Genomic DNA, 25315 nt, shown 5'->3' with positions numbered 1-25315 from the left:
GTGCCAAAATCGGGGAATGGGAGCCTTAAGTCATATTCGCGTTTTAGACCTTAGCCGAGTCTTGGCTGGTCCTTGGTGCGCTCAGAACCTGGCGGATTTGGGTGCAGATGTCATTAAAGTTGAAAGACCTGGCTCTGGGGACGATACCCGCCATTGGGGACCTCCTTTTGCCAAAGATGCCAGCGGCAAGGAAACTGAAGAGTCTGCCTATTTTATTTGCATCAACCGCAATAAGCGCTCTATCACCGTTGATATTGCCAAGCCCGAGGGCCAAGAACTCATTCGCCAGCTGGCCGCTGAATCAGATGTTGTCATTGAAAACTACAAGGTGGGCGATCTAGCTAAATACGGCCTTGACTATGACAGCCTCAAAAAAGTGAAGTCTGATCTCATTTATTGCTCCATCACCGGCTTTGGCCAAACTGGACCTTACGCACACCGCCCTGGATACGACTTCATTATTCAAGGAATGGGTGGCTTTATGAGCGTTACAGGCGAAGCCCATGACTTTGAAGGTGCCAGTCCACAAAAATCCGGTGTTGCAATCGCCGACATCTTTACTGGTATGTACGCCAGCACTGCAATTTTGGCCGCCATTGTTCATCGCGACCACACCGGCGAAGGTCAATACATCGACATGTCCTTGCTTGATACCCAAGTGGCAGTGATGGCCAATGTATCCAGTGCATACCTCACCTCAGGCGAAGTGCCAAAACGCTGGGGTAATGCTTCACCCATCATCGTGCCCTATCAAACCTTTCCGACCTCTGATGGCTGGATGATTGTGGGCGCTGGTAATGATGGGCAATTTCGGCATTTTGTGAGCGCAGGTGGAGAAGCGCATTTAGCTGATAACCCTCTATATTCCTCAAACCCCTTACGCGTAGAACATCGCAAGCAACTCATTCCGCTCTTAGAGCAAATGACGCGCAAAAAGACTAAGGGCGAATGGATTGCGCTACTAGAAAAAGCTAATGTTCCCTGCGGTCCCATTAATAACTTCAAAGAAGTCTTTGAAAACGAGCAGGTCATTCATCGCGGCGTGCAGATCGAGGCTCCACACCCGACGGTTGGCAGCATGAAATTGGTTGCTAGCCCCATGCGGCTATCTAAAACGCCTACTGAAGTTCGGATGGCGCCGCCTACACTTGGGCAGCATACCGAAGAAATCTTGCATGAGCGTCTCAAGCTCGACGATAAGGCTATTGAAGATTTGCGCAACAAGGGCATTATCTAAAGCGTATGACTAAGCCAATCAGCAACGTAGGACTTTCAATGAAACAAGTCCTCATTTATGGTGGACTCATGGTCACCATGTCTATGGGTATTCGTCATGGCTTTGGTCTTTTTAACCTACCGATTACCTCAGTCAATGGTTGGGGCCGTGAAACTTTTGCTTTAACGATTGCACTGCAAAATCTCATTTGGGGTGCAGTACAACCAATTACTGGCGCCTTAGCGGATCGTTACGGCGCATTCAAAATTATGGTTGCGGGTGGCATCTTGTATGCCTTGGGCTTAGCGGGCATGGCCCTATCTAGCGATGTCATGAACTTCACTTTGGCTGGCGGCTTGCTGATTGGTTTGGCGCAAACAGCTACCACTTACAGTGTGGTGTACGGCATCTTAGGTCGCAACGTTCCTGCAGAAAAACGGGTTTGGGCAATGGGTATTGCTGCAGCAGCAGGATCCTTTGGTCAGTTCCTCATGATTCCAGCTGAGCAAGGATTGTTAAGCGCCTTTGGCGCCCAAGATGCACTTCTCATGTTGGCACTCATGGCCAGCTTAATGATTCCAACCGCATTTATGCTCCGTGAGAAGAATTTCACCCACTCTCACAATTTGGGTGATCAAACGATCAAGCAGGCATTGAAAGAAGCAATTAATAATCCCAGCTTTCGTTACCTCACCTTAGGCTACTTTGTTTGCGGTTTTCAGGTGGTATTTATTGCGGTTCATTTGGCACCCTATCTCAAAGACCTTTCTACTAACTATCCAGCGGTTGGCGCCCCAGTAGTCGCCACTACAGCCCTGGCTTTAATTGGCCTATTTAATATCTTTGGCACTTACAGCTCGGGAATCCTGGCCCAACGCTTTCCAAAGCGCTATTTACTTTCTGCAATCTATTTGGGTCGCTCAATAGCAATTACCGCTTTCTTATTGCTGCCACCAACGCCCTTGAGCACTTATATCTTTGCTGCGGTGATGGGTTTCTTGTGGCTATCTACCATCCCCTTAACTAACGGCATCGTTGCACAAATTTTTGGTGTGAAGTATTTAACAATGCTTTCAGGGTTGGTATTTTTCTCGCATCAATTGGGCAGCTTCTGTGGCGCATTCTTAGGTGGCTATTTATTTGACCAAACAGGTTCATATTTAATCGTTTGGGAAATTGCTATTGGATTGGGTGTTTTTGCATTCTTAGTTAACCTTCCCGTAAAAGAACGCGCTGTTGAGCGAGTTGCTAATGCTTAAGAAAAAACCTGCCGTTTGGAGAATCATTTCTTATGGGTTAGGTTTATTTGTATTGTTATTTATTTTTTCAATGTACTTTGCACCAGATATGATGGTGGCCATCACAAATCAAGTATGGGCTTTGTGTGGTTGGTAATTTGTGGCTAATCTTTCATTAGAATTCGCAAAACACACTTTTATTTTTATCGCATCTCGCCGTAGCACAATGGATAGTGCACATGCCTCCTAAGCGTGGGATACAGGTTCGATTCCTGTCGGCGGGACCAGAAATTCATCATACTTATCCACAGGCTTTGTGGATAAATCAGCAAAAGTTTTCGTAAGTCACAGATTTGTATAGGTTGATCTAGCTTGCCTAAATTGTGTGCAGACTTGATTCCTCTTCTTTGCGCAATTACTGACCAATATTTAAGTCAGTGCTGCTGCGGTTATGTGTTAAAGAGCCAAGTTCCCTTACACTTAGGGCCATGACCAGTCTTTCAACCAGTACGCTAGCAGCCCTTGAGGAAATGCTCCAAAACACGGCGCGTTCTGCCCCTGCTGATTATTTGCCAATCTATTTATCTCGCAGCGCAATAGACGAGCAGTTGATTGGTCATCTCAATCCTGAATTCATTCCCTATTTGCAGGAATCTTTGCAAAAGGAATCTGTTCCGTACATTTCCATGAGTCATGACAAGCTCACGATTCAATTAAGTAAACCAAGAGATTTATCGAACAGTCTTTATCAGTTAGCCAATCGCATGCGCGTAGCTGGATTTATTCCTGGTTGGCGTAATGAGGATTTTGCTTGGGTCGATCAAAATGGTCACAAGTACTTTCGCATGGAGCGTGCTGCGTTTCGTACCTTTGGCTTTCGGAGTATGGCAACACATATCAATGGTTATACCCAAGGCAATACGATTTGGTTGGGCAGGCGTAGTGAAACAAAACCGACTGATCCCGGTAAGTTAGATAACTTAGCTGCTGGCGGTATCACTGCAGATGAAACTCCTTGGGTTAGCGCACGTCGTGAGCTTTGGGAAGAAGCTGGCGTACCCGAGCAAATTGCGGATCAAATTGAGCCCGTAGGTCGTATTCATATGCGTCGCCCCTCTTTAGGTCGAGGCTTTCATGATGAACAGCTCTATATTTACGACCTAGAATTAGCCGATAACTTTGTGCCAACAAACCATGATGGCGAAGTGAGTGGCTTTATAGAGATTTCCCTGGGCGAAGCTGCTGCCAGAATCTTGGCTGATGAATTTACTTCGGACGCCGCCTTTGTGACAGCTGACTTCATATTGCGTCGCAATAAGTAAGATCCTAAGCCCCAATCACTCCTTGAAAGACCCGCTTGACCGAAGTCATGCATCAAGCCCCTAATTCGTGGTTAAATCCTGAATAAGGATGAAACAGGGGTGCCCTTCAGAGGTTTTAAGACTGAAGGCGCTGAGAAAGACCCTTTAACCCGATCCAGGTAATGCTGGCGTGGGGAGTTACATCAGACCGACACCCGGTTTCGTCCATCTAAAACAGCTAGGAGATGGACATGAGTACAGGTAAGACTTCAACTAAAAACGCTAAACACGAGATTCCGAGCTTAAAAAGCTTGGAGCGCGACTTTGGGCAAAAGTTTGCCTATCCCGCCTCAACAAAAACTTATCTACAAGGCTCAAGAGCAGATATCAAAGCGCCAATCCGCATGATTGAGCAACTCCCTACTCGTGTAGGCGAAGAATTATTAGCAAATCCCCCTGTTCCTGTTTATGACACCTCTGGACCATACAGTGATCCGGATGTTGTGATCAATCTTGAAAAAGGTTTGCCAAGACTGCGTGATACATGGATTGCGGAGCGTAATGACACCATTCAATTGGCTGGCCCTAGTTCTGAATACGGTGTAGCGCGCTCTCAGGATGAAGCTACACAAAATTTACGCTTCTCTCATATCAGCGCTCCACGTGTCGCCAAACCTGGTCATAACGTAAGTCAAATGCACTACGCACGCCAAGGCATCATCACTCCTGAAATGGAATACGTTGCTCTGCGTGAATCCATGGGCCTTGAGCAACTCCGCAAGGACCCTGCTTACAAGCAGCTCCTTAAGCAACATCCTGGCAAAGGTTATGGTGCCAACCTACCTGAAATCATTACCGGTGAATTTGTGCGTTCTGAGATTGCTGCTGGTCGCGCGATTATTCCGGCTAACATTAATCACCCTGAATTAGAGCCAATGATTATTGGTCGCAACTTCCGCGTAAAGATTAACGGCAACTTGGGTAACTCTGCTGTTACCTCATCTATCAATGAAGAAGTGGAAAAGATGGTCTGGTCCATTCGCTGGGGTGCAGACACCATCATGGATCTTTCTACTGGTAAACATATTCATGAAACCCGCGAATGGATCATTCGCAACTCTCCAGTTCCAATTGGTACCGTTCCTATCTACCAAGCATTAGACAAAACTGGTGGCATTGCAGAAGATCTCACTTGGGAAATGTTCCGTGATACCTTAATTGAGCAGGCTGAACAAGGCGTGGATTACTTCACTATTCATGCGGGTGTATTGCTTCGCTATGTTCCACTAACGGCTGATCGTATTACCGGTATTGTTTCTCGTGGCGGTTCGATCATGGCTAAATGGTGCTTGGCTCACCACAAAGAAAACTTCCTTTATACGAAGTTTGATGAGATTTGCGAAATCATGAAAGCCTATGACGTCTCATTTAGCTTGGGCGATGGCTTACGTCCCGGCTGTATTGCTGACTCCAATGATGCCGCACAGTTTGGTGAACTTCATACCTTAGGTGAGTTAACTGCCAAAGCATGGAAGCATGATGTGCAAGTCATGATTGAAGGTCCTGGCCACGTACCAATGCAGCGCATTGAAGAAAACATGACAGAAGAGCTCAAACATTGCTTAGAAGCGCCTTTCTACACGCTTGGACCATTGATTACAGATATTGCCCCAGGTTACGACCACATCACTAGTGGTATTGGTGCAGCGCAAATTGGTTGGTACGGTACTGCCATGCTTTGCTATGTCACACCAAAAGAGCACTTAGGCTTGCCAGACAAAGAAGACGTCCGCGAAGGCATCATCACTTACAAGATTGCAGCTCATGGTGCTGACTTGGCTAAAGGCTTGCCGGGCGCTCAAGTGCGCGATAACGCTTTATCTAAAGCCCGCTTTGAATTCCGCTGGGAAGATCAGTTCAATCTCGGTTTAGATCCTGAGCGTGCGCGTGAATATCACGATGCTACTTTGCCGGCTGAAGGCGCAAAGATTGCTCACTTCTGCTCGATGTGCGGTCCGAAGTTCTGCTCCATGAAGATCACACAAGAAGTACGTGACTATGCAGCGACTTTAGATGCTGATGGCAATCCAAAAGCCAAAGTCATTCCGATTACTGAGGTTTCTGATGCATCCAAAGGCATGGAAGAGATGTCTGCGGAGTTCCGCAAACGCGGTAGTGAGATTTATCAGTAACTACTGATTTATACGATGGCAAACAGCTTGAACTTCTCTCAAAGCAAATATGCAATTGTCGGTGGCGGCCTCATGGGTCGCTTACTGGCAGTTGCCCTTGCTAGGAGCGGTGCTCAGGTTGAGTTATTCGATAAGGGTGGTGCTGATGGGGAACATGCTGCAGCACGAATTGCGGCGGCAATGTTGGCGCCATTAGCGGAATCGGCAATTACGGAAGACTCTGTTGTCCGTATGGGCTTGCATAGCCTGCCTCGGTGGAAGGAGCTCATTTCTGAGCTGTCTGATTCAGTTTACTTTCAGCAAGATGGGACGCTTATCCTCTGGCATCGACAAGACGCTAGTGAAGCTGAGCGTTTTGCAGCGCATCTAGAAAAAAACTGCCGCTCTAACTCGGATTTAAGCGCACCACAAAAGTTAAATAGTGATGCTTTACGTGATTTAGAGCCAGGTGTTGCCGATCGCTTTACTCAAGGCATGTACTTACCTAATGAAGGTCAGCTAGATAATCGCCAATTACTCAATGCACTTGCTAGTGAGCTCAAGCTATTGAAGGTGAATTGCCATTGGCACACAGAAGTTGACCCGCAAGAGCTACGTCAGCAGTCCAACTACAAAGCGGTCATTGACTGTCGCGGTACTGGCGCAAAAGAGTCCTGGTCTTCTGGTGACAAGCCTAATACCTTACGTGGTGTTCGTGGTGAGGTGGTGCGACTTTATGCGCCCGAAGTTAAACTGCGCCGCCCCACAAGATTGATTCACCCACGGTACCCAATCTATATTGCCCCCAAGGAAAACGATATCTACGTGGTGGGCGCTACTGAAATTGAATCCGACGATCTCTCAGAGATGAGTGTGCGCTCTGCGATGGAGCTACTAAGTGCGGTCTATACCGTCCATAGCGGCTTTGCAGAAGCCCGTATTTTAGAAATGGCAACGCAGTGTCGCCCTACTTTAAAAAATAATCTCCCAGAAATTCGGGTAAAAAAAGAAAAAGGGCTGGTGGATTTGATCATGATCAACGGCCTATACCGCCATGGTTTTATGATTGCACCGGCAGTTTTGGATTGCGCTTTGCAGTTGCTGGCAGAAGGTTCTAGCAAGACCGCATTGGAATTGGGTTTAAGCATGACGCAAAATGACAATCAAGTTGAGGCCATATGCGCGTAATCGTGAATCAAGTGGAGTACAACTTACCAAGTCAAAGCCTGGTGAGCGATGCGCTAGCGCTGATTAACGCTAAACCGCCCTATGCTGTTGCTGTGAATCTGAATTTTGTACCCAAGACAAAGCATCAAGAATTTGTCTTGAATGAGAATGACCAAATTGAAGTGATCGCCCCCGTTACTGGCGGGTGATGTAATAACGAACTGACTTAATATGAACGCCCCATTACCTAGCAATCTCAGTAGCGCTGATACCCTCGTTCTATATGGCGAGAGTTTCGCTAGTCGCTTGCTATTGGGAACTTCACGTTACCCCTCGCCTCAGGTTTTAGAAAATGCTGTGCAGGCATCTAATCCAGCCATGATTACTGTGAGCTTGCGTCGTCAAGGCACTTCCACCGCTGAAGCGCATAGTGGCTTTTGGGACTTGCTTAAAAAGATGGCTGTGCCTGTTTTACCCAATACTGCTGGATGTCATAGCCCGCAAGAAGTTATTACCACTGCACAAATGGCCCGCGAAGTTTTTGAAACCGATTGGATTAAGTTAGAACTCATTGGTGATGACTACACTTTGCAGCCCGATGTTTTGCGTTTGGTACAAACTGCTGAGACTTTAATTAAAGATGGCTTTAAGGTCTTGCCATATTGCACTGAGGATCTGATTTTGTGCCAACGTTTAGTCGATGTGGGTTGCCAAGCAGTAATGCCATGGGCGGCGCCGATTGGTACCGGCCAAGGACCTTTGAATCCATATGCCATGAAACTCTTGCGCGATCGCTTGAAAGTGCCGCTCTTAGTCGATGCTGGCTTAGGCCTTCCTTCGCACGCATGTACCGTGATGGAATGGGGTTTTGATGGTGTGCTCCTCAATACTGCAGTGGCATTGGCCGACGATCCAGTAGTTATGGCCAAAGCCTTTGCAATGGCGGTAGATGCAGGACGTGCAGCCTATTTATCGGGCGCCATGAAACCCCAAGCATCAGCTCAAGCCAGCACGCCTTTGGTGGGAACGCCTTTTTGGCATCAATCGTAGTGAACTTCAGTACACTGAACTGATGAGCTTAATACGTGATCTTGCCGACCAAATCGTTGCAGCGCATCGTAATGCGGATCTATGCATTCCGATTCCGACCTTCAGCTTAAACACGCCACCACCCCAGATAGATAACGAGGCGGCTGTTGATCATTACGAATTGGCTGGCGCCTTAGCTGCCATTGACATGGGGTTTATCGAAGCGGATGCCAAAGTTCTTGGTAAAGCTTGGTCACGCATGACTTTGCAGGATGGGGGCTTTAATCCATTTAAGTGGCCCAGCAGACCAGAACATTTTGATTTACTCCCCTGGACTCGCAATATGAATCCCAATGCGTTTAAGGAGTGTCCAAAACGCTTAGGCTTATATGGCGTGATGCCAGATGCTGATTGGGTGAAGCGCATGGTCGATGCAGAAATTCCGACAGTGCAATTACGATTTAAATCCGAAGATAAGTCCAAGATTCGAAAACAAATCAAAGAATCTGTTGCCGCAGTTAAAGATAGTAAAACACTGCTATTTATTAACGACTATTGGCAAGAAGCAATTGATGCGGGCGCATATGGCGTGCATTTAGGTCAAGAGGATATGGAAGTGGCTGACTTAGATGAGATTCGTGCGGCAGGTTTGCGCTTAGGCTTAAGTACCCATGGGTATGCGGAGCTTGCCTATGCAGATCGTTTCTGCCCAAGCTATATCGCCATGGGCGCAGTATTTCCGACGAACTTAAAGAAGATGCCTACAGCACCACAAGGTCTTGGTCGTCTATATCAATATGCCAAGCTCATGAGTCACTACCCGCTAGTAGCTATTGGTGGTATTGATCAAGATAGTATTCATGCGGTCGCTAGAAGTGGTGTGGGCTCAGTAGCCGTCGTCAGAGCTATTACACAAGCCAAAGATCCAAAGGCAGCGGTGAAACACTTGCAAGAGTTAATGCAAGCTTAAGAAAAAATAGCTTTAACAATATTTTTTAGTACTTATCTTTTTCATCCAGTAGCGCGGTTGGATAGAAGTCATGCATATGCCATAAAGGCCCAGGACCTTCACCAATACTTAAGAAACGACCTGCTTCAAGACCAGCCTCTACATAGGCAATTGCCTTAGCTACTGCGTGGCTGAGGTCATGACCATCAGCAAGGTATGTAGCGATTGCAGAGGCTAATGAACATCCAGTGCCATGAGTATTCACTGTATTTACGCGATAGTGTTTAAATTCTTTTGTCTGCACTACTTCCAAACCATCCTCGATGGTGCGCAACATTAGGTAGTCTGTAATTTGGGTATGCGTGCTATCAAGATGTCCGCCTTTAATCAGCACTGCCTGTGGTCCCATATCAAGCAATTCTTCGGCGGCTAATTTGAAATTATTGGGTCCGCTAATTTCACGACCCAGTAATAAAGAAGCCTCATCTAAATTTGGTGTAATGAGTGTGGCTATCGGAAACAATTCAGAAATCATGGCCTGGGCAGTGTCATCACCACCCAAACTTGCACCAGAAGTGGCTCGCAATACAGGATCAAGAACAATGCGTTTCACACCGTGCTTGCGTAAAGATTTAGCTACGGTCTTGACTATTTCTGGGCTGGCCAACATGCCAATTTTGACAATATCAGCACCAATATCCAACAAAACTGCATCAATCTGAGCCTCAACAACATCCAGATCAATATCCTGAATACGCGTGACACCCAAGGTGTTTTGAGCAGTAATTGCGGTTATCACCGACATGCCATAGCCACCAAGGGCAGTGATGACCTTGAGATCGGCTTGGAGCCCCGCCCCGCCGCCGCTATCGGACCCAGCAATCGTCAGTACTTTGGGGATCTGCACAGAAGTGGGAAGAAGTGATTTCATCTTGCTATAATATCGGCTTATTCCTCGATAGCTCAGTCGGTAGAGCGCCGGACTGTTAATCCGTAGGTCCCTGGTTCGAGCCCAGGTCGAGGAGCCAAATAAGTAAGCCCCTAGAGCAATCTAGGGGCTTTTTTATTGCCTAAAACGACTTATAGAGCCCTGACCAGACACATCCATGTCTTGAGCAATATTCGGCCTAAGCACACTAAAATAGCGCCTATGACTAAGATCCCCGAACTCCTCGCTCCCGCTGGCAGCCTCAATATGTTGCGCACTGCATTCGATTTTGGTGCGGATGCCATTTATGCCGGACAACCTCGTTATTCACTACGAGTTCGCAATAACGACTTTGGCAAGATCGAAGTTCTCAAAGAAGGAATTGATACTGCCCATGACATGGGTAAGAAGTTTTATTTAGTTTCTAATTTATTGCCACATGGCGGTAAGACGCGCACATATATCAAAGATATGGATCCGGTGATTGCATTAAAACCAGACGCCTTAATCATGTCTGATCCTGGATTAATCATGATGGCACGTGAAGCATGGCCAGATATGCCAATTCATTTATCAGTTCAAGCTAATACTGTAAACGGCGCATCAGCAAAATTCTGGCGCTCGGTTGGTATAAGTCGCGTAATTTTGTCTCGCGAACTCTCTTTTGATGAAATCGAAGAAGTACGTCAAGATTGTCCTGAAATGGAACTTGAGGTTTTTGTACACGGCGCTTTATGTATTGCCTACTCAGGCCGTTGTTTGCTTTCGGGCTATATGTCTCATCGTGACTCCAATCAAGGCGCCTGTACGAACGCCTGCCGTTGGGACTACAAAGTTAAGCCAGGACAACAAAATGGCAGCGGTGATGTGGTTCTTCTGCAAGAGGCTCGCCGCCCAGATGATCTGATGCCAATGGAAGAAGACGAGCATGGCACTTACATCATGAACTCGAAGGATTTGCGAGCAGTTGAACATATTGAGCGTCTTACCAAGATGGGTGTTGACTCTTTCAAGATTGAGGGGCGCACTAAGTCTCCCTATTACGTTTCACGAACTGTGCAGGCCTACCGAGCAGCCATTAATGATGCAGTAGCAGGCAAACCGTTTAACACTGCTTTGTTAGGTCAACTAGAAGGTTTAGCCAATCGTGGTTATACCGATGGCTTTTATGAGCGTCATCACGACAAAGAATATCAACTCTATATGCGCGGCCACTCTTTATCAGGGCGCAGCTTATATGTTGGCGAAACTCTCGACATGGATTCAGTAACGGGCCGCGTTAAGGTAGACGTCAAGAATCGTTTCTCCGTTGGCGATAAGCTAGAGATTATTGAACCAAGCGGTAACACCGATGTGACGCTGACTGAAATGTGGAATATGAATGGCGAATCGATTGATGTAGCCCCGGGGTCGGGTCACTTTGTATGGCTCAAAATACCGATGTCGAGCAAGCATGCCTTTATTGCACGCTACACACAAGACCCTGCCCCAGCAGAAGTCGCAGGCTCTTGCGCTACTTGTGGTGAATAGCCCATCCAATTTTTCTGATTGAATATTTTTAATGACGAACACTACTGTTGGGCAGCCAAACCATCACAGCTTGAAAGAAAAACTCAAGGATGAGGCTAAAAAAGCCTTTGGCTTAACGCTTTATTTTGGCGCCTGGTTCTGTGCGATTACTTTTGTTGCGGCGACCGCTCTTGAGGAGCGACCTATCCCGTTATCGATCTTTGGGTTTGCGCTCATTAAGGCTGGTATCTCAGCAAAATTTATGTTGATTGCACAGGCGGCCTATCCAATCAAAATCAATAAAGAACATGGAATTGTGAACTCTCTCTTGTTCGAATCAATTGTCTATCTTCTTTTCGTTCTTGCCTTGAACTTTATTGAAGCGGGGATTGATGGCTTAATCCATGGCAAAGAATTTATTTCTTCCATGAGAGCATTTGGAAATGGGGAGCCCTTAAGAATCTTTGCGATGTCCATCCTTTATTGGCTTATCGTCTGGCCCTACTTGATTTTTATGGGTGTCAATCAAGCCCTGGGCAATACCGCAACACTAGCCATCTTATTTGGCTCTAAAAAATAATTACCCTGTGAGAATTTTTTGGTTTTGCTTGTTAGCAATATGTTGCCAACAAGTTAACGCTCAAGAAATTGAAGCGCGCATGTATTCCAATGCGCCGATTGGCATTAACTTTATTACTGGCGGGATCGCCCAGGCTAAAAGTGGCTCTTATAAGCTAACCACTGAAGCGATCAATGTCACACGTATCGTTGATGTCTTTGGGCAGTCCGGCAGAATCAGCCTCCTACTTCCTTATGCTCAACTGACAGGAAGCGGCAGCATTGGGTCTCAGAGCATGAATGCTTCTGCGGAAGGTTTGTCGGATCCTGTTGTAAAAGTCTCAGCCAATTTATATGGTGCACCAGCGCTTTCGCTAGATGAATTCAAAAACTATCAACAAGATCTCATTATTGGTGCCAGTCTTGCAGCGTCCATACCCTGGGGAAAGTACAACAGCGATCAAATGCTGAATGTGGGTGCAAATCGCTCTGTCATTCAACCGGGCATCGGCGCATCCCAAGCGATTGGGCCTTGGCGTTTAGAGTTAGCCGGGATGGCAACCATCTACACTAGCAATACAAGCTTTATGGGCAGCAACACACTCTCCCAAAACCCCATGTACTCCACCGAATCTCACGTGATTTACTACTTTCAGAATACGGCCTGGATATCTGCGGATGCAACCTACTATATGGGTGGCCAATCCTATGTGAACGGCATGCCCGTCAGTGGTTCCCAAGAAAATTGGCGCTTTGGTAGTACTCTGTCCTACCCCATCAATAAGCACAATTCCATACGCTTAACTGGCAGCACAGGCATTTATTCCAGAACCAACAACAGCTACGATGCCATAGGTATTTCTTGGCAGTATCGCTGGGGTGGCGGCCTATAGGTCAAGTCGGCAGTGAATCGCTACAATAAAACCAAAAGAACATTTATAAGAGATTTGAGACATTCATGAGCAATAAACCAAAAGACCCTGCCGAGAGTGGTTTACGCAAAGGCCTGACTAGCTATGGCGATAAAGGTTTCTCATTATTTTTGCGCAAAGCCTTCATTAAGGGAGCTGGGTATACCAATAGCGCCTTAGATCGCCCCGTAATAGGCATCATTAATACTGGCAGTGCATACAACCCTTGCCACGGTAATATGCCTCAATTACTTGAAGCGGTAAAACGCGGCGTCATGTTAGCCGGTGGTTTACCAATGGAATTTCCGACAATCTCTATTCATGAAAGTTTTGCGGCACCAACAAGCATGTATTTGCGTAACTTGATGTCGATGGACACCGAAGAAATGGTGCGCGCGCAGCCGATGGATGCTGTTGTCATGATTGGTGGTTGCGATAAAACTGTCCCAGCGCAAATGATGGGTGCCGCCTCTGCAGGTATCCCTGCCATTCAGCTGATTACAGGCTCCATGTTGACAGGTTCACATCGCAGTGAGCGGGTTGGCGCCTGCACCGATTGCCGTCGTTATTGGGGTAAGTTCCGCGCTGGTGAAATTGACGAAATAGAAAAAGATGAAGTAAACGATCAATTGGTAGCCAGTGTTGGCACCTGCTCAGTGATGGGAACTGCTAGTACCATGGCTTGCATCTCCGAAGCGCTCGGCATGACTGTGCCCGGTGGCGCCACTCCTCCTGCAGTGACTGCGGATCGTATTCGTATTGCAGAAGAAACTGGTACTTGCGCCGTGAAGATGGCCAAAGAAGGTTTAACAATCGATAAAGTCTTAACTGCTGATGCCTTTGAAAATGCGATGCGGGTCTTGCTCGCTATTGGCGGCTCGACTAACGGTATTGTTCACCTTGCGGCAATTGCAGGTCGCATGGGATTGGAAATCGACTTAGATGCCCTCGACAAGATGGGTGATGAGACCCCGGTTCTGGTGGACTTAAAACCATCCGGCGATCATTACATGGAGAACTTCCATGATGCTGGTGGCATGACCACCCTTCTACGCGAACTCAAGCCATTGTTAAAGCTAGACGCCATGACAGTTTCAGGCAGAACACTTGGCGAAGAAATTGATGCGGCCCCACCAAGCTTTAAACAAGATGTTGTTCGCCCCTTTGATAAGCCTATTTATCCACGCGGCAGCATTGCGGTATTACACGGCAACCTAGCACCAGGCGGCGCCATTATTAAACAATCTGCTGCCAATGAAAAGCTCATGGAGCATGAAGGACGAGCGGTAGTGTTTGAAGACGCTGCAGACTTGGCTAACCGTATTGATAGCCCTGAATTAGATGTCACCGCAGAAGATATCTTAGTACTCAAGAATATTGGGCCTAAAGGCGCTCCTGGCATGCCAGAGGCTGGCTATATCCCTATTCCTATGAAGCTGGCTCGTGCTGGCGTGAAAGATATTGTTCGCATCTCTGATGGACGCATGAGTGGCACTGCCTTTGGCACGATTGTCTTGCACGTTACACCTGAATCCGCTATCGGTGGCCCGTTGGCTCAAGTGCGTAACGGAGATCGCATTCGCTTGAGCGTCAAGAATCGAGAAATCAGCCTTTTAATTTCTGATGAAGAATTAGCGAAGCGCATGAAAGAAAATCCAATTACCTCACCTACTGCTGAGCGTGGGTATAAGAAGCTATTCTTAGATACCGTTACGCAGGCAGATCAAGGCGTTGACTTTGATTTCTTAAGGGCGGCGAAGATGGTAGGCAAAACACCTCGCAAGTAAACGATCTTCGTTTAAATATTTCTGAGCTCGCGACGCAATATTTTGCCTACATTAGATTTCGGTAATTCATTTACAAAAATCACTTTTCTGGGTCGCTTATAGTTCGTGAGATGCTCTTTGCAATACTGCAGCACGGCTGCTTCAGTAATGTGGTGATCTGAGCGGACCGCATAAACCTTCACAATCTCACCTAACTTGCGGTGCGGCTCACCAATGACGGCACACTCCTGAATGCCGGGCATTTGCACAATGACATCTTCTACGTCATTGGGAAATACTTTAAATCCTGCCACCACAATCATGTCTTTCTTGCGGTCAACAATCTGCACATACCCCTCTGGAGTAATCAGACCAATATCGCCAGATTTAAAGTAACCATCAGCAGTCATACAGTTGCGGGTTTCATCCGGCTTGTTCCAATAGCCTGCCATGACTTGCGGACCTTTAATGCAGATCTCCCCTATCGATCCTTGCGGCAAGACTACTTCATCATCATCCAGAATCACCACATCCGTACCTGAAATAGGTGAGCCGATATGGCCTGTAAAGCGATCCTCCAGCGGGCTATTCACGCAAACCACTGGCGAGGTTTCTGAAAGACCGTAACCCTGCGCAATAGGCACTCCAGTCAGCGCCTGCCAATGATCCGCCGTCTTCTTATGCACAGCCATGCCGCCACCAATCGTTACCAATAAATTGGGTAGCTTGACTGATTTAAATTCAGGGCGGTGAATCAATGCATGAAACAAGGTATTCACACCAGGAAAGATATTGATATTGGGATGTTTAATCAGCGTTTTGATAAAACCAGTGATGTCTCTCGGATTCGGCACCAAGATCAATAAGCCGCCCTTAGCAATTCCCAATAAAGCACAGGCAGTTAAAGCAAAGATATGGGTCATTGGCAAAGCGCACAAGAAAACCAATTGATCATTGCGCTGCTTTTTGAGACCTGGGTGAAGCCAAGCCTCTATCTGCATCACGTTAGATAGAATATTTCGATGCAGTAACACTGCGCCTTTTGAAACCCCAGTCGTTCCACCGGTATATTGCAAAAAGGCTATGTCATCCAATCCTACAGATGGCCTCACAAACGTGAGTCCAGAACCCATTCGTAACGCATCATTCATTTTGATGTGCTTGAAATCCCAGGGCGGTACGATTTTTTTGATGTGGCGCGCGACCCAGTTAATGAGATGCCCCTTGAGGCCCAGTAATTCACCAGGGCTACTAACAATGACAGTCTTCAGATCTACTTGCGGCAAGATCTGCTCATAAGTGGATGCAAAATTTTCCATGAGTACTAGAACGGCAGCGCCACTATCTTTTAATTGAGACTCTAGTTCTCGTGATGTATATAGCGGATTGACATTTACCACTGTATATCCAGCTCGTAGCGTACCAAGCATTGCAACCACATACTCAATCACGTTGGGATACATTAATGCTACGCGTGCCCCTTTTTCTAGATTGAGACTTGCTAAATAGGCGGCGAAATTATTAGATAAGCGATCAATATCGGCATAAGTAAAGAAGCTGCCCATTGCCTCAATCGCCTTGCGATTAGCAAAACGCGTAAAACATTCCTCCATAAAATCACTCAGCGATGTGTGATTTAAAGGACCTAACTCATGGGGAACCCCCTCAGGGTAATGTTTTAGCCAGGGTTTTACGGCGCTCACAGATGCCCCTTGATATTCAACGAATGATGGACCGCAACTTTTCTAAAAATAAATCCTGACCATAATGTACTCTGTCGCCCCAGTCAGTGCCAGATGACTCATTCGCATCGTCAGTAATGTATTTAAAGGATTGCCAGGGAATGCGATGTTCATGTGCAACCGTAGCTATTGCAAACAACTCCATATCCACGACATCTACACCTTGACTCAATAACCATGGATCTTTGGCGGTCACAAAGCTATCGCCAGAGCCACACAAAAATTGTCCTGTGGAAAGATACTCTTGGGGTCGGATACAAAAAGGAGTATTGCCACGTGGCGCCAATGGTTCCGCGTCCATGTCGCGCTGTATCACTTTACCGATCTCCAATAGTCCATGTAACTCGGGATTAATTTTTCCCACGGTTCCAAAATTCAAGATTCTTTTGGGGGAATATTGATGTATTGCTTTAATACTCGTCATTGCAGCATTAATTTTGCCAATTCCTGAATACACAATCTCCACGCCACTTGGTAGTGCATCGCGCTTGAGCTCGGTCTCTAATGCGGTAATAATGAGTAGTTCTGTTTTCATATTGGTTAGCAATGAATTTATTAGATTATCTACCTGGAGTTCCCGATTTTCCTAAACCTGGCGTTCTTTTTAGGGATATCTCCCCTTTGCTAGCTAATCCAACCGCATTTAAAGAGGCAATTGCACGGCTGCATGATCTGGCCCAGCAATTTGATTACACCCACATCCTGGGCATTGAATCGCGTGGCTTCATCTTTGGCTCTGCTCTAGCACACCATGCCCATAAGGGATTGGCACTAGCCAGAAAGCCAAACAAGTTGCCATTAGCAAGCCATCGTGAAAGCTACGGCCTGGAGTATGGGAATGATTCACTGGAAATTCAGCAGTCCACCATGCCCAAGGGTGCCAAGGTATTGCTCTTGGACGATGTTCTGGCTACTGGCGGGACTTTGATTGCGGCAGATAAGCTCATTCGAAATGCTGGCTTTGAAGTAGCAGGTGCAATAACCTTGCTAGAAATTACTTTTTTAAATGGCAATACATTGTTGAGCCAGAATGGTGTTAAGCATCAATCCCTATTGAAAGGCTAGATTAGCTTTTTAGCGCTTTTAACAATCTTCATAGCACCCCAACCTACTGTCAAGACTTTGCTGGCAATCTTAGGCTTGTAGTGCGCCAATGCTGCAAAAGCACTAGTCCATAAAATGGGATTACTCTTTAGGAAGTGAACTGCATCCATTCCTTTATCCGCCCAAGAGAGTGGCTTTTCCCAAGCTTCAAAATGTTCTGCAAAAGCTTTTCGCTCTCGGTTCGCCTGAACTATTAGCTCACGTTGACGGCGCTCTAAAGCCTCTAGCTTCTCACTCATTTTGAAAGCGCTTCGCGATCTTTTGCGAATTCTGTAATTGAGGCTTCAAATAATCGAGGCATTTTGCGTAACGATTGAGTAATGAGCAGAGCCAGGATCAAGCCGATCGATAAAAATGCGCCTGTTAATAAACCAAGAGCTAACATGCGATCAGCCTCCCAGCTATAGATCACAATCAGCAATGCCAACATCACTAGGCCGAAAAATAAAAAAAATAAGGCGCTGATAATCATCACCAACAAGCTAATGAATTTGCTTCTAGCAATTTGCACATCCAAAGATAAGAGCTCTAACCGTGTTTGCGCAATAGATGCGCCGGTAGCAGCTAGACCCTTGATGGAGGATAGTAAGTTTTCTTGGGACATGACTTAACGGCGTCCAATAAATAAACCAATCAACAAACCTAAACCTGCAGCAACGCCAACCGCTTCCCATGGATTGCGATGGACAAAATCATCCGCACCTTCAGCAGCTACTTTTGCCCTATCTAGCAATTTACCCTCGACACCAGAAAGACTCTCCTTGGCGCCAGCCAAAGTTTCTAAGGTTTTATTGCGGATGGAGCTAATCGCCTCACCTGGATGATCTTCGGTAGCCTTAATTAAGGCCTCGGCATCTGCCATGAGTGATTTGAATTCGCCAATGAGGCTTTCAGCACCAGTTTGCTTGTCCTCATGGACAACGGTATGGTCAAGTTTCTTGGCAGTCATAGAGTTATTCCCAATAAATAAGGCAGTAATTGCACGGTAATCCTATTCTAAGCACTTCTAGCTTGAGAACCTAGCAATAAGACTGTCATACCAGCATTGCCTTCTTTAAATCGCTTGAGATATCGCTTTAATCCGGGGCGGCGCTTAAGCAAGGCATGGTAGGCCTCGCTCCCGTAGGCTACATCCTCACCAAAATGATATTCATCAACCCTATCTGAATAGCGATTGTTTTCCAGGGCATCATGAATGGCCCATTTAATTCGTCCACCCTCGCCACTAGATCCATATCCATGAATCAAGACTATGGCCTTGATCCCAATTTCTAGAGATTTTCGTAGGTAGTCTGTAATTCGTTCTAGTGCTTCGTCCACATAGGGACCATCTTGCTTAATATTGAGCTCAATCGTATCGGAGCTCAATATTGGCAAGTTATTAGACCCACAATGCGGGCATTGATCAAACAGTGCCCGCATGTTCCCACAGTCAGGACATTCTGCGTTGTGTGCCAAGGTAATTAACTGGTCAATTAAGAGCAGTACTTACCCTCAAGACTTCTAGCATCAATGGATTTGTCATCCACCATGAGATTGAGCGTCTTTTGCGCAAGATCTCGATTCTCTGGCGTCTTTAAGCTGGCGTTAATGAGTGTCGATACATCCTTGCGGATTGAAGTGTTGCCATAGCGTAAGCCCTTCAACGTAGATACCGCTTCAGCAGAAATCTTGCACTGCTGATTTACTAACTCAGAAGAATCTGACGGCTTTGTATTTGCATAAGCAAATGCAGCTACTGAGATTGATACGGCTGCTAATAGAGTCTTTTTCATCTTAGTTCCTTATTTTGTGACCACACGTTGGACAACAACCTACTTCTTTAGCTCTGGTTTTTCTAAGAGCGGCATACACACTGGATTCTGAAATCTCCATCTTTCTTGCTGCTTGAGCGGCAGTCATGCCTTTGCCTACCCATTCCAAGGCCTGATGTGTTTTTGGTATTTGTCTCTTCATTTCATCTCCCAGTTCCAACACTATATCACAACTTCAGTACTTGTGAAATTGTGAAGTATAAAAAAAGGTAGTGAGATACCCTAATAAAAGATCTGGATGTTGAACTTAGGCGAAAGGAGCAAGAAACCGTTTTCTCGTCTTTGGTGTTATAAATACTGGATAAATTAAAAATTAGGGCTTATTGAGATTGTCTTAAAGCACCCTATAAACCGGAGGAGATCTATGTCTTTACGTTTCACACCCAAAAAAGGTTTGTTGAGTGTTTTTGCTGCCCTGATTACAGCCACCTCGATATCAGCTGTAGCCCAGACATCATCAGCGTGGCCGACTAAGCCCATCAAGATTATTGTTGGCTACTCTGCTGGCGGCGCTACAGACGTCCTAACGCGTTTGGTATCCGTTAGCATGAGCAATACCTTGGGCCAATCTATCCTGGTTGAAAATAAGCCAGGAGCAAACAGCAACGTTGGCGCTGAATTAGTAGCCCGCTCTCCTTCAGATGGCTACACGCTATACGCCTTCTCTATTGCCAATACGATTAACGCTACGCTCTACCCAAATTTAAGCTACGACCCTATTAAGGATTTTGAGCCGATTGGCATGATTGCGAAGATTCCGAATATTTTGGTAGTCAACCCAAGCCTGCCCGTCAAGACCGTAGCCGACTATGTGCGCTATGCCAAAAATGCAAAAGATGGCGTCACGTTCGCCTCTTCAGGCAGCGGCTCATCTATTCATCTTTCCGGTGAAATGTTCAAGATGCAAGCCAAAATTCAAATGCTGCATATCCCATACAAAGGAAGTGCGCCTGCTGTAACTGATTTACTCGGCGGACAAGTGGAGTCGATGTTTGACAACGCTCCTTCTGCATTACCTCACATCAAGGCTGGAAAACTTCGCCCGATTGCCGTTACCAGCGCTCAACGCTCACCATTTTTGCCAGATGTCCCAACCATTGCAGAATCTGGCTACCCTGGATTTGATGTGCAATCTTGGTTTGCTCTAGTTGCTCCAGCAGGAACACCAAAGCCGATCATCATGCAGCTTAATTTCGCGCTCAATAAGGCATTGAACTCACCTGAGGTACGTCAACGCATGCAAGAGTTGGCCGCCACCCCTGAGCCCGGCACACCAGAAAAGATGGCCGCATTTGAGGTCTCTGAAGTGAAACGCTGGCGTGAAGTAGTAAAAGAATCCGGCGCCAAAGCTGAATAACAGTAATCCTTAGCCCTTCGCAAATCGTCTTTATGAAGATGAATTAATTTATGTTTCCTATCGACTTTTTCTGGAGGGCTGCGCAACGCTGGCCCGACCGCATTGCCATTGACACCCCTGCAGGTCCAATTCATTACGCAACCTTAGCTGCGCGAGTCAAAGCTCTGGCGGCAGGACTTTCGGCTTTAGATCCAGCATTACAAAGTCGCGTTGCAATTTGTGCAGGCAATAGCGCAGATCACATCACTGCTCTCCTCGCGATCTTGGCGTGCGGCAAGGTATGGGTGCCTTTAAATCCTAAGAGTACTCACCCAGAAATTGCGCGCATCATCAATATCACTGAGCCCTCTATCGTTATCCTAGATGCGGCAAACCAGGAATTACTCAAAGGCGCGCCAGGAGCTTGGATATATACAGGTACCGACACTAACGCTTCAGCCAGAAGCATGGATGAACTTATCCATCTACATGCTGATGCACCTCAACCCACTTTTGAATTGCCTCAAGATGCCATTCAAGCGATTAAATTTACGGGCGGCACTACCGGTGCGCCTAAGGGCGTCATGCAACCCTACCGTGCATGGATGGCAAACATTAGCAATCAAATTCATGTGTGGGGATTTGATGAGCATGAGCGCTATGTTGTAGCGGCCCCGATTACCCATGGAACATCAACTTATATTGTTCCCATCTTAGCTCAAGGTGGTTGCCACGTCATTCTGGATGGTGCCGGTGCCGAGGTGGTGAGATCCGCATTTCGGGACCGCAGAGGGACTGTTTGTTTCATGCCGCCAACACTCGTTTATATGTTGATGGCTTTACCCAATGCTTCTAAAAATGATTTCCCAAAATTGCGCAGACTGATTTATGGGGGTGCACCAATGCCACCTGAGCAAGTTCGCAAAGTACGTGATTTTTTTGGGCCGGTATTGGGAACCACCTACGGCCAGACAGAAGCACCACAAATTTTGACGGTCATGCGACCAGAAGATTTTGAAGACCCCAATAACTGGGCAGCCGTTGGTAGGCCTACATGGTTTAGCGATGTAGCCATCATGTCCCCAGAAGGCAAAATTTTGCCCAGCGGTGAAATCGGCGAAGTCGTTGCGCGTGGTGATCTACTCATGAATGGCTATTGGCGCATGCCAGAGAAAACTGCTGAAACCATTATTGATGGCTGGTTACATACTGGTGATCGCGGCTTGATCGATGAACGTGGATTTTTGTATCTCAAGGATCGCCTCAAAGATATCGTGATTACTGGCGGATTTAATGTGTACCCAGTTGATGTTGAGAATGCGCTGAGTCAACACCCTGCTGTTCATGAATGCCTTGTTTTTGGTCTGCCCGATGAAAAGTGGGGAGAAACTGTTCAAGCTGCCGTGCAATTACACCCAGGACAAAGTGCCAATGAAGCTGAGCTGATCGCATTTGTTCGCAATCTACTGGGGCCTGTACAAACGCCTAAGCGCATTCACTTCTACGAGAGCTTGCCGCGCTCCAATGTAGGCAAGCTACTCAAGAGTGCGGTTATTCAAAAGCTTCAAGCTCCTGCCTAGATTTAATTTAGAAAACGATAACTATGACCGCTAAAAAAACGCCTGTTACCAGCCTTTGTACACATACCCTGACTAGTCTGCATTACCGCGATGCTGATTTAGTGGAAGATTTGATGGGTAAAAAGACATTCACTGAAGTGATGTTGATGCAAATTTTGGGTAGAGAGCCTCGTGAGGTAGATATTCGGATTACAGATGTCGTGCTGATAGTGTTGATGGAGCATGGCTTAACGCCGAGTGCGATTGCTACACGCTTAATCTATATGAGCGCTCCTGAAAATTTACAGGGCGCAGTATCAGCCGGTCTACTTGCCGTTGGTAGCTCATTCATTGGCACGATGGAGAATTGCTCGGCATTGTTAGATCGCATCATTGCTGCAAAAGACCCTTATGCTGAAGCGCTTTCAATTGCACAACACTACAAGAACATTAAGGGTGCAGTTCCCGGCTTTGGTCATCATCTTCATAAACCAGTAGATCCCAGAGCATACAAACTCTTAGAGATGGGTCGCGCCGAGAAAGAGCTCAAAGGGGATCATATTCGTGCGTTGGAGACCTTATCTAAAGCAGTTGATGAAGTTGCTGGTCGACCCATCACCATTAATGCAACCGGTGCTGTTGCAGCTCTCCTAGGAGAAATTGGCATACCTACTGCTGTAATGCGTGGCTTTGCGGTAATTTCACGTTCAGCTGGATTAGTGGCCCATATTGTTGAAGAACAACAAAGCCCATCAGGCCGCTTTATTTGGGATACCGTCGAGCATGCCATTCCATTTGTGGATGGCGCCAATAAGATTGGCTAATGATGAGTCCTAAAGAGTGTGTCTTAGTTACTGGCGCTAGCCGTGGCATAGGTCGCGCAATAAGCGAGCGTCTTATTGCTGATGGCATGCATGTCATCAATTTTGACAAAACGGCACCTGCAGAAATTTCCTCTAATGAAAGCTTCTACGAAGTAGATGTATCTGACGAACAAGTGTTACGCGCTGCATTAGCTAATGTCACTTCCCAATTTTCGATCACGCGCTTGGTGAATAACGCAGGTATCGTACGCCCCGGCACGATTGAGAAAACCACCATCGCTGATTTTCAGGCGGTGATGACTGTCAACGTCGCTGCCGCCATCATTTGTGTGCAAGCCCTACTCCCCACGATGAAAGCTGCTCACTTTGGACGCATTGTGAACATCGCCAGTCGCGCTGCTCTAGGTAAAGAAGAGCGCATTGCTTATGCCACCTCTAAAGCGGGACTATTAGGTCTTACGCGCACATTGGCTTTAGAGCTTGCCGCCAATGGCATTACTGTCAATGCTATTGGACCAGGTCCGATTGCTACAGAACTCTTTCAGAGCGCCAACCCACCAGGTGCCCCCGCTACACAGCGCATTTTAGATAGCGTGCCACTAGGTCGCATTGGTCAACCTGAAGAAGTGGCTCATATGGTTGCATCACTCTTAGACCAACGCGCTGGATTTACTACAGGTCAGGTAGTTTATGTGTGTGGCGGTATGACTGTGGGTCTCAGTCAGTAAATTCATCAATAAATGAATCCAACGTATCCTCCTGGCCTACCTACTGATCTCACTAATCGCGTGATCTTTGTATCGGGTGGTGGTTCAGCTGGCCCTGGCTGGAGCATTGGTAGAGCCTCATGCGTTACCTACGCTCGCTTAGGCGCTCAGATTTGTGTTGTCGATCGAGATCTAGTGTCTGCAGAAGAAACTACTAAGATCATTCTAGATGAAGGCGGCATAGCTCAAACTTTTGTGGGCGACGTTTCTGAAGAAGACGATGTGAAAAGACTGTTTAGTGAAGCGCGCAAACAGTTTGGTCCAATTGATGTGTTGCATCACAACGTAGGGATCGGCAAAGTTGGTGGTCCTATGGAAACTAGCGCCGAGGATTTTGATCGCATTCATAAGGTCAACGTTCGTAGTCTTTTGTTAGCAGCGCAAGAAGTTTTGCCTGAAATGGTATCCAGAAAGACTGGCAACATCATCGCCATTTCTTCGGTAGCAGGAATGCGTTATTTGGGCTACCCTCACCTAGCCTATAGCGTGACCAAGGCTGCTAACACGCAATTCATCAGAATGATTGCCCAGCAATACGCTGACAAGGGCATTCGAGCAAATACGGTGGTTCCTGGACTAATTGATACCCCTCGCATTGCCAATACCGTAGCCAAAATGTTCTCTGAAAACGGTCTTGATGAAGCACGCGCAGCCCGCGATCGCCAGGTGCCCCTAGGTCGTTCAGGCTCTGCCTGGGATGTAGCTCACGCCTGCGCCTTTTTAGTGTCCGATGCCGCAGCCTACATTACTGGAACAGAGCTGGTGGTGGACGGTGGCCTAACCGGTAAATACGTTTAAGCACCAGAAATCGAGCTCCACACCAAGGGATAGTATGATTTGGTGATTCTTAGGGAGCTTTATATGCATCGCATCATCTATCGAGTTGTTTTATTACTAGCAATCAGCGCTGGTCTAGCTGCCTGCAATCAGAATGATAAAAAAATTAGCGGCTGGGAAATTAATGATGTCTATCACTCGACCATCATTACGCCTAATTCAGCAACGGGCGGAAAAGTCTATCAAGGCCCTCCTATTAATTCGATGGATGAAACCAATACCTATCAAATGTTTAGCCTTAGAGCTGAGCAAGCAAGACAAGGCGCAAAAACGTATGAGCTCATTGCGCAGCTGACATATTTCTCACAATGGCGTTACTACGATTCAGCATCTCAAGAAGGCAATCCTGCAAGCACGTTTAAAGTAGTTGGCAGAGAAGCTGGCGCTTGTGGCGAACGAGGTTGCATCTTCAGAGAAGTGCTCTCAGTTCAATTGACTGAAGCATTCCTTAAGGACAAGATGAAAAAAGGTTTCATCATGACTGTTTCATCTAAGTCAGGCATTAAAACTGAACTCTATGTACCACCACAATACATTCAGGGCTATATGCAAGCAGTCAATGGCTCCAACTAATCTGTCTTGAGTAGAT

General features: G+C 46.7%; 28 protein-coding genes, 2 tRNA genes and 1 riboswitch. Of the genes, 22 read left to right on the top strand and 8 right to left on the bottom strand.

Annotation, left to right across the window (positions count from 1 at the left end; translation table 11 throughout):
- Positions 1-16: 16 nt before the first annotated feature.
- From PKF022_RS04700 to thiE, 10 genes are all read left to right on the top strand, one after another.
- Positions 17-1237 carry a CaiB/BaiF CoA-transferase family protein gene (locus PKF022_RS04700; protein ID WP_281777414.1) on the top strand — a complete coding sequence of 407 codons (1221 nt, stop codon included), beginning with the start codon at positions 17-19 and terminating at the stop codon, positions 1235-1237.
- Between the two features lie 5 nt (positions 1238-1242).
- Positions 1243-2475 (top strand): MFS transporter, encoded by a 1233-nt coding sequence (locus tag PKF022_RS04695; protein WP_281777413.1) that lies wholly within the window; start codon positions 1243-1245, stop codon positions 2473-2475.
- Positions 2468-2611: a hypothetical protein gene (locus tag PKF022_RS04690; protein WP_281777412.1), complete on the top strand. Its 144-nt coding sequence runs from the start codon at positions 2468-2470 to the stop codon at positions 2609-2611. The genes PKF022_RS04695 and PKF022_RS04690 overlap by 8 nt, the downstream gene beginning before the upstream one ends.
- A 55-nt stretch (positions 2612-2666) precedes the next feature.
- Positions 2667-2741 (top strand) — tRNA-Arg (locus PKF022_RS04685).
- Between the two features lie 201 nt (positions 2742-2942).
- Positions 2943-3776, top strand: coding sequence for a DUF4743 domain-containing protein (locus PKF022_RS04680; RefSeq protein ID WP_281777411.1), 834 nt, complete (start codon positions 2943-2945; stop codon positions 3774-3776).
- Positions 3777-3861: 85 nt separating this feature from the next.
- A riboswitch (TPP riboswitch) is annotated at positions 3862-3969 on the top strand.
- A gap of 37 nt (positions 3970-4006) precedes the next feature.
- Positions 4007-5947, top strand: coding sequence for a phosphomethylpyrimidine synthase ThiC (thiC, locus tag PKF022_RS04675; protein ID WP_281777410.1), 1941 nt, complete (start codon positions 4007-4009; stop codon positions 5945-5947).
- Between the two features lie 15 nt (positions 5948-5962).
- Complete coding sequence (locus PKF022_RS04670) at positions 5963-7114, top strand: FAD-dependent oxidoreductase (protein ID WP_281777409.1); 1152 nt, start codon at positions 5963-5965, stop codon at positions 7112-7114.
- Positions 7105-7302 carry a sulfur carrier protein ThiS gene (thiS, locus tag PKF022_RS04665; protein ID WP_281777408.1) on the top strand — a complete coding sequence of 66 codons (198 nt, stop codon included), beginning with the start codon at positions 7105-7107 and terminating at the stop codon, positions 7300-7302. Before PKF022_RS04670 ends, thiS begins: the two co-directional genes overlap by 10 nt.
- Before the next feature lie 22 nt (positions 7303-7324).
- Positions 7325-8143: a thiazole synthase gene (locus PKF022_RS04660; RefSeq protein ID WP_281777407.1), complete on the top strand. Its 819-nt coding sequence runs from the start codon at positions 7325-7327 to the stop codon at positions 8141-8143.
- A gap of 22 nt (positions 8144-8165) precedes the next feature.
- Positions 8166-9092, top strand: coding sequence for a thiamine phosphate synthase (gene thiE / locus PKF022_RS04655; RefSeq protein ID WP_281777406.1), 927 nt, complete (start codon positions 8166-8168; stop codon positions 9090-9092).
- A gap of 25 nt (positions 9093-9117) precedes the next feature.
- On the opposite strand, the gene thiD is transcribed toward thiE, so the two are convergent.
- Entirely contained in the window at positions 9118-10002 is an 885-nt protein-coding gene (thiD, locus tag PKF022_RS04650) for a bifunctional hydroxymethylpyrimidine kinase/phosphomethylpyrimidine kinase (RefSeq protein ID WP_281777405.1), read from the bottom strand.
- Positions 10003-10023: 21 nt separating this feature from the next.
- On the opposite strand from thiD, the gene PKF022_RS04645 reads away from it, so the two are divergent.
- The 5 genes from PKF022_RS04645 to PKF022_RS04625 all read left to right on the top strand — a co-directional run bounded on the left by PKF022_RS04645 (position 10024) and on the right by PKF022_RS04625 (position 14764).
- Positions 10024-10099: transfer RNA gene (locus tag PKF022_RS04645), tRNA-Asn, on the top strand.
- 122 nt (positions 10100-10221) lie between these two features.
- Positions 10222-11529, top strand: coding sequence for a U32 family peptidase (locus tag PKF022_RS04640; RefSeq protein ID WP_281777404.1), 1308 nt, complete (start codon positions 10222-10224; stop codon positions 11527-11529).
- Positions 11530-11560: 31 nt separating this feature from the next.
- Entirely contained in the window at positions 11561-12088 is a 528-nt protein-coding gene (locus PKF022_RS04635) for a hypothetical protein (protein WP_281777403.1), read from the top strand.
- Between the two features lie 7 nt (positions 12089-12095).
- A complete protein-coding gene (locus tag PKF022_RS04630; protein ID WP_281777402.1) occupies positions 12096-12959 on the top strand; it encodes a transporter in 864 nt (287 codons plus the stop codon).
- Positions 12960-13024: 65 nt separating this feature from the next.
- The gene (locus PKF022_RS04625; RefSeq protein ID WP_281777401.1) at positions 13025-14764 is read left to right on the top strand and encodes an IlvD/Edd family dehydratase; all 1740 of its coding nucleotides are present in this window, start codon (positions 13025-13027) and stop codon (positions 14762-14764) included.
- 11 nt (positions 14765-14775) lie between these two features.
- Here PKF022_RS04625 and PKF022_RS04620 read toward each other — a convergent pair whose 3' ends face one another.
- Together PKF022_RS04620 and PKF022_RS04615 are read right to left on the bottom strand one after the other, a co-directional pair.
- Positions 14776-16446, bottom strand: coding sequence for an AMP-binding protein (locus PKF022_RS04620; protein WP_281777400.1), 1671 nt, complete (start codon positions 16444-16446; stop codon positions 14776-14778).
- Positions 16447-16462: 16 nt separating this feature from the next.
- The gene (locus PKF022_RS04615; protein ID WP_281777399.1) at positions 16463-17020 is read right to left on the bottom strand and encodes a 5'-methylthioadenosine nucleosidase; all 558 of its coding nucleotides are present in this window, start codon (positions 17018-17020) and stop codon (positions 16463-16465) included.
- An 11-nt stretch (positions 17021-17031) separates the two neighbouring features.
- On the opposite strand from PKF022_RS04615, the gene PKF022_RS04610 reads away from it, so the two are divergent.
- A complete protein-coding gene (locus PKF022_RS04610; RefSeq protein ID WP_281777398.1) occupies positions 17032-17550 on the top strand; it encodes an adenine phosphoribosyltransferase in 519 nt (172 codons plus the stop codon).
- Here the strand turns inward: PKF022_RS04610 and PKF022_RS04605 are convergent.
- From PKF022_RS04605 to PKF022_RS04585, 5 genes are read right to left on the bottom strand one after another with little or no spacing between them, the layout of a single operon-like run.
- A complete protein-coding gene (locus PKF022_RS04605; RefSeq protein WP_281777397.1) occupies positions 17547-17828 on the bottom strand; it encodes a YqjK-like family protein in 282 nt (93 codons plus the stop codon). The two genes, PKF022_RS04610 and PKF022_RS04605, sit on opposite strands and share 4 nt — an antisense overlap.
- Complete coding sequence (locus PKF022_RS04600) at positions 17825-18193, bottom strand: phage holin family protein (RefSeq protein WP_281777396.1); 369 nt, start codon at positions 18191-18193, stop codon at positions 17825-17827. Before PKF022_RS04600 ends, PKF022_RS04605 begins: the two co-directional genes overlap by 4 nt.
- Before the next feature lie 3 nt (positions 18194-18196).
- Positions 18197-18538: a DUF883 family protein gene (locus PKF022_RS04595; RefSeq protein ID WP_281777395.1), complete on the bottom strand. Its 342-nt coding sequence runs from the start codon at positions 18536-18538 to the stop codon at positions 18197-18199.
- A 47-nt stretch (positions 18539-18585) separates the two neighbouring features.
- Entirely contained in the window at positions 18586-19011 is a 426-nt protein-coding gene (locus tag PKF022_RS04590; protein ID WP_281777394.1) for a Smr/MutS family protein, read from the bottom strand.
- Positions 19012-19064: 53 nt separating this feature from the next.
- Positions 19065-19364, bottom strand: coding sequence for a hypothetical protein (locus PKF022_RS04585; protein ID WP_216231745.1), 300 nt, complete (start codon positions 19362-19364; stop codon positions 19065-19067).
- A 403-nt stretch (positions 19365-19767) separates the two neighbouring features.
- Here PKF022_RS04585 and PKF022_RS04580 point away from each other — a divergent pair, with 403 nt between their 5' ends.
- From PKF022_RS04580 to PKF022_RS04555, 6 genes are all read left to right on the top strand, one after another.
- A complete protein-coding gene (locus PKF022_RS04580) occupies positions 19768-20760 on the top strand; it encodes a tripartite tricarboxylate transporter substrate binding protein (RefSeq protein ID WP_281777393.1) in 993 nt (330 codons plus the stop codon).
- Between the two features lie 50 nt (positions 20761-20810).
- Complete coding sequence (locus tag PKF022_RS04575; protein ID WP_281777392.1) at positions 20811-22319, top strand: AMP-binding protein; 1509 nt, start codon at positions 20811-20813, stop codon at positions 22317-22319.
- A gap of 23 nt (positions 22320-22342) precedes the next feature.
- On the top strand, positions 22343-23122 hold the full coding sequence (locus PKF022_RS04570) for a citryl-CoA lyase (RefSeq protein ID WP_281777391.1): 780 nt from the start codon (positions 22343-22345) through the stop codon (positions 23120-23122).
- The gene (locus tag PKF022_RS04565; RefSeq protein WP_281777390.1) at positions 23122-23850 is read left to right on the top strand and encodes an SDR family oxidoreductase; all 729 of its coding nucleotides are present in this window, start codon (positions 23122-23124) and stop codon (positions 23848-23850) included. Before PKF022_RS04570 ends, PKF022_RS04565 begins: the two co-directional genes overlap by 1 nt.
- Before the next feature lie 12 nt (positions 23851-23862).
- Entirely contained in the window at positions 23863-24687 is an 825-nt protein-coding gene (locus PKF022_RS04560) for an SDR family NAD(P)-dependent oxidoreductase (protein ID WP_281777389.1), read from the top strand.
- 63 nt (positions 24688-24750) lie between these two features.
- The gene (locus PKF022_RS04555) at positions 24751-25299 is read left to right on the top strand and encodes a hypothetical protein (RefSeq protein ID WP_281777388.1); all 549 of its coding nucleotides are present in this window, start codon (positions 24751-24753) and stop codon (positions 25297-25299) included.
- The last annotated feature ends 16 nt before the right edge of the window (positions 25300-25315 follow it).

Origin of the sequence: Polynucleobacter sp. KF022 (genome assembly GCF_027924105.1) — a bacterium.
Lineage (GTDB): Bacteria > Pseudomonadota > Gammaproteobacteria > Burkholderiales > Burkholderiaceae > Polynucleobacter.
The sequence above is the reverse complement of the archived record's forward strand: the minus strand, read 5'-3'. Positions and strand labels throughout refer to the sequence as shown.

Bases quoted from the DNA above. Each gene is read 5' to 3' on its own strand.
- thiD (WP_281777405.1), bottom strand. From the start codon at position 10,002: ATGAAATCACTTCTTCCCACTTCTGTGCAGATCCCCAAAGTACTGACG.
- PKF022_RS04565 (WP_281777390.1), top strand. From the start codon at position 23,122: ATGATGAGTCCTAAAGAGTGTGTCTTAGTTACTGGCGCTAGCCGTGGC.
- PKF022_RS04555 (WP_281777388.1), top strand. From the start codon at position 24,751: ATGCATCGCATCATCTATCGAGTTGTTTTATTACTAGCAATCAGCGCT.
- PKF022_RS04615 (WP_281777399.1), bottom strand. From the start codon at position 17,020: ATGAAAACAGAACTACTCATTATTACCGCATTAGAGACCGAGCTCAAG.
- PKF022_RS04700 (WP_281777414.1), top strand. From the start codon at position 17: ATGGGAGCCTTAAGTCATATTCGCGTTTTAGACCTTAGCCGAGTCTTG.
- PKF022_RS04590 (WP_281777394.1), bottom strand. From the start codon at position 19,011: ATGCGGGCACTGTTTGATCAATGCCCGCATTGTGGGTCTAATAACTTG.
- PKF022_RS04680 (WP_281777411.1), top strand. From the start codon at position 2,943: ATGACCAGTCTTTCAACCAGTACGCTAGCAGCCCTTGAGGAAATGCTC.
- PKF022_RS04690 (WP_281777412.1), top strand. From the start codon at position 2,468: ATGCTTAAGAAAAAACCTGCCGTTTGGAGAATCATTTCTTATGGGTTA.
- PKF022_RS04580 (WP_281777393.1), top strand. From the start codon at position 19,768: ATGTCTTTACGTTTCACACCCAAAAAAGGTTTGTTGAGTGTTTTTGCT.
- PKF022_RS04695 (WP_281777413.1), top strand. From the start codon at position 1,243: ATGACTAAGCCAATCAGCAACGTAGGACTTTCAATGAAACAAGTCCTC.
- PKF022_RS04670 (WP_281777409.1), top strand. From the start codon at position 5,963: ATGGCAAACAGCTTGAACTTCTCTCAAAGCAAATATGCAATTGTCGGT.
- PKF022_RS04595 (WP_281777395.1), bottom strand. From the start codon at position 18,538: ATGACTGCCAAGAAACTTGACCATACCGTTGTCCATGAGGACAAGCAA.
- PKF022_RS04625 (WP_281777401.1), top strand. From the start codon at position 13,025: ATGAGCAATAAACCAAAAGACCCTGCCGAGAGTGGTTTACGCAAAGGC.
- PKF022_RS04605 (WP_281777397.1), bottom strand. From the start codon at position 17,828: ATGAGTGAGAAGCTAGAGGCTTTAGAGCGCCGTCAACGTGAGCTAATA.
- thiS (WP_281777408.1), top strand. From the start codon at position 7,105: ATGCGCGTAATCGTGAATCAAGTGGAGTACAACTTACCAAGTCAAAGC.
- PKF022_RS04610 (WP_281777398.1), top strand. From the start codon at position 17,032: ATGAATTTATTAGATTATCTACCTGGAGTTCCCGATTTTCCTAAACCT.
- PKF022_RS04600 (WP_281777396.1), bottom strand. From the start codon at position 18,193: ATGTCCCAAGAAAACTTACTATCCTCCATCAAGGGTCTAGCTGCTACC.
- PKF022_RS04640 (WP_281777404.1), top strand. From the start codon at position 10,222: ATGACTAAGATCCCCGAACTCCTCGCTCCCGCTGGCAGCCTCAATATG.
- PKF022_RS04575 (WP_281777392.1), top strand. From the start codon at position 20,811: ATGTTTCCTATCGACTTTTTCTGGAGGGCTGCGCAACGCTGGCCCGAC.
- PKF022_RS04570 (WP_281777391.1), top strand. From the start codon at position 22,343: ATGACCGCTAAAAAAACGCCTGTTACCAGCCTTTGTACACATACCCTG.
- PKF022_RS04585 (WP_216231745.1), bottom strand. From the start codon at position 19,364: ATGAAAAAGACTCTATTAGCAGCCGTATCAATCTCAGTAGCTGCATTT.
- PKF022_RS04635 (WP_281777403.1), top strand. From the start codon at position 11,561: ATGACGAACACTACTGTTGGGCAGCCAAACCATCACAGCTTGAAAGAA.
- thiE (WP_281777406.1), top strand. From the start codon at position 8,166: ATGAGCTTAATACGTGATCTTGCCGACCAAATCGTTGCAGCGCATCGT.
- PKF022_RS04660 (WP_281777407.1), top strand. From the start codon at position 7,325: ATGAACGCCCCATTACCTAGCAATCTCAGTAGCGCTGATACCCTCGTT.
- PKF022_RS04560 (WP_281777389.1), top strand. From the start codon at position 23,863: ATGAATCCAACGTATCCTCCTGGCCTACCTACTGATCTCACTAATCGC.
- thiC (WP_281777410.1), top strand. From the start codon at position 4,007: ATGAGTACAGGTAAGACTTCAACTAAAAACGCTAAACACGAGATTCCG.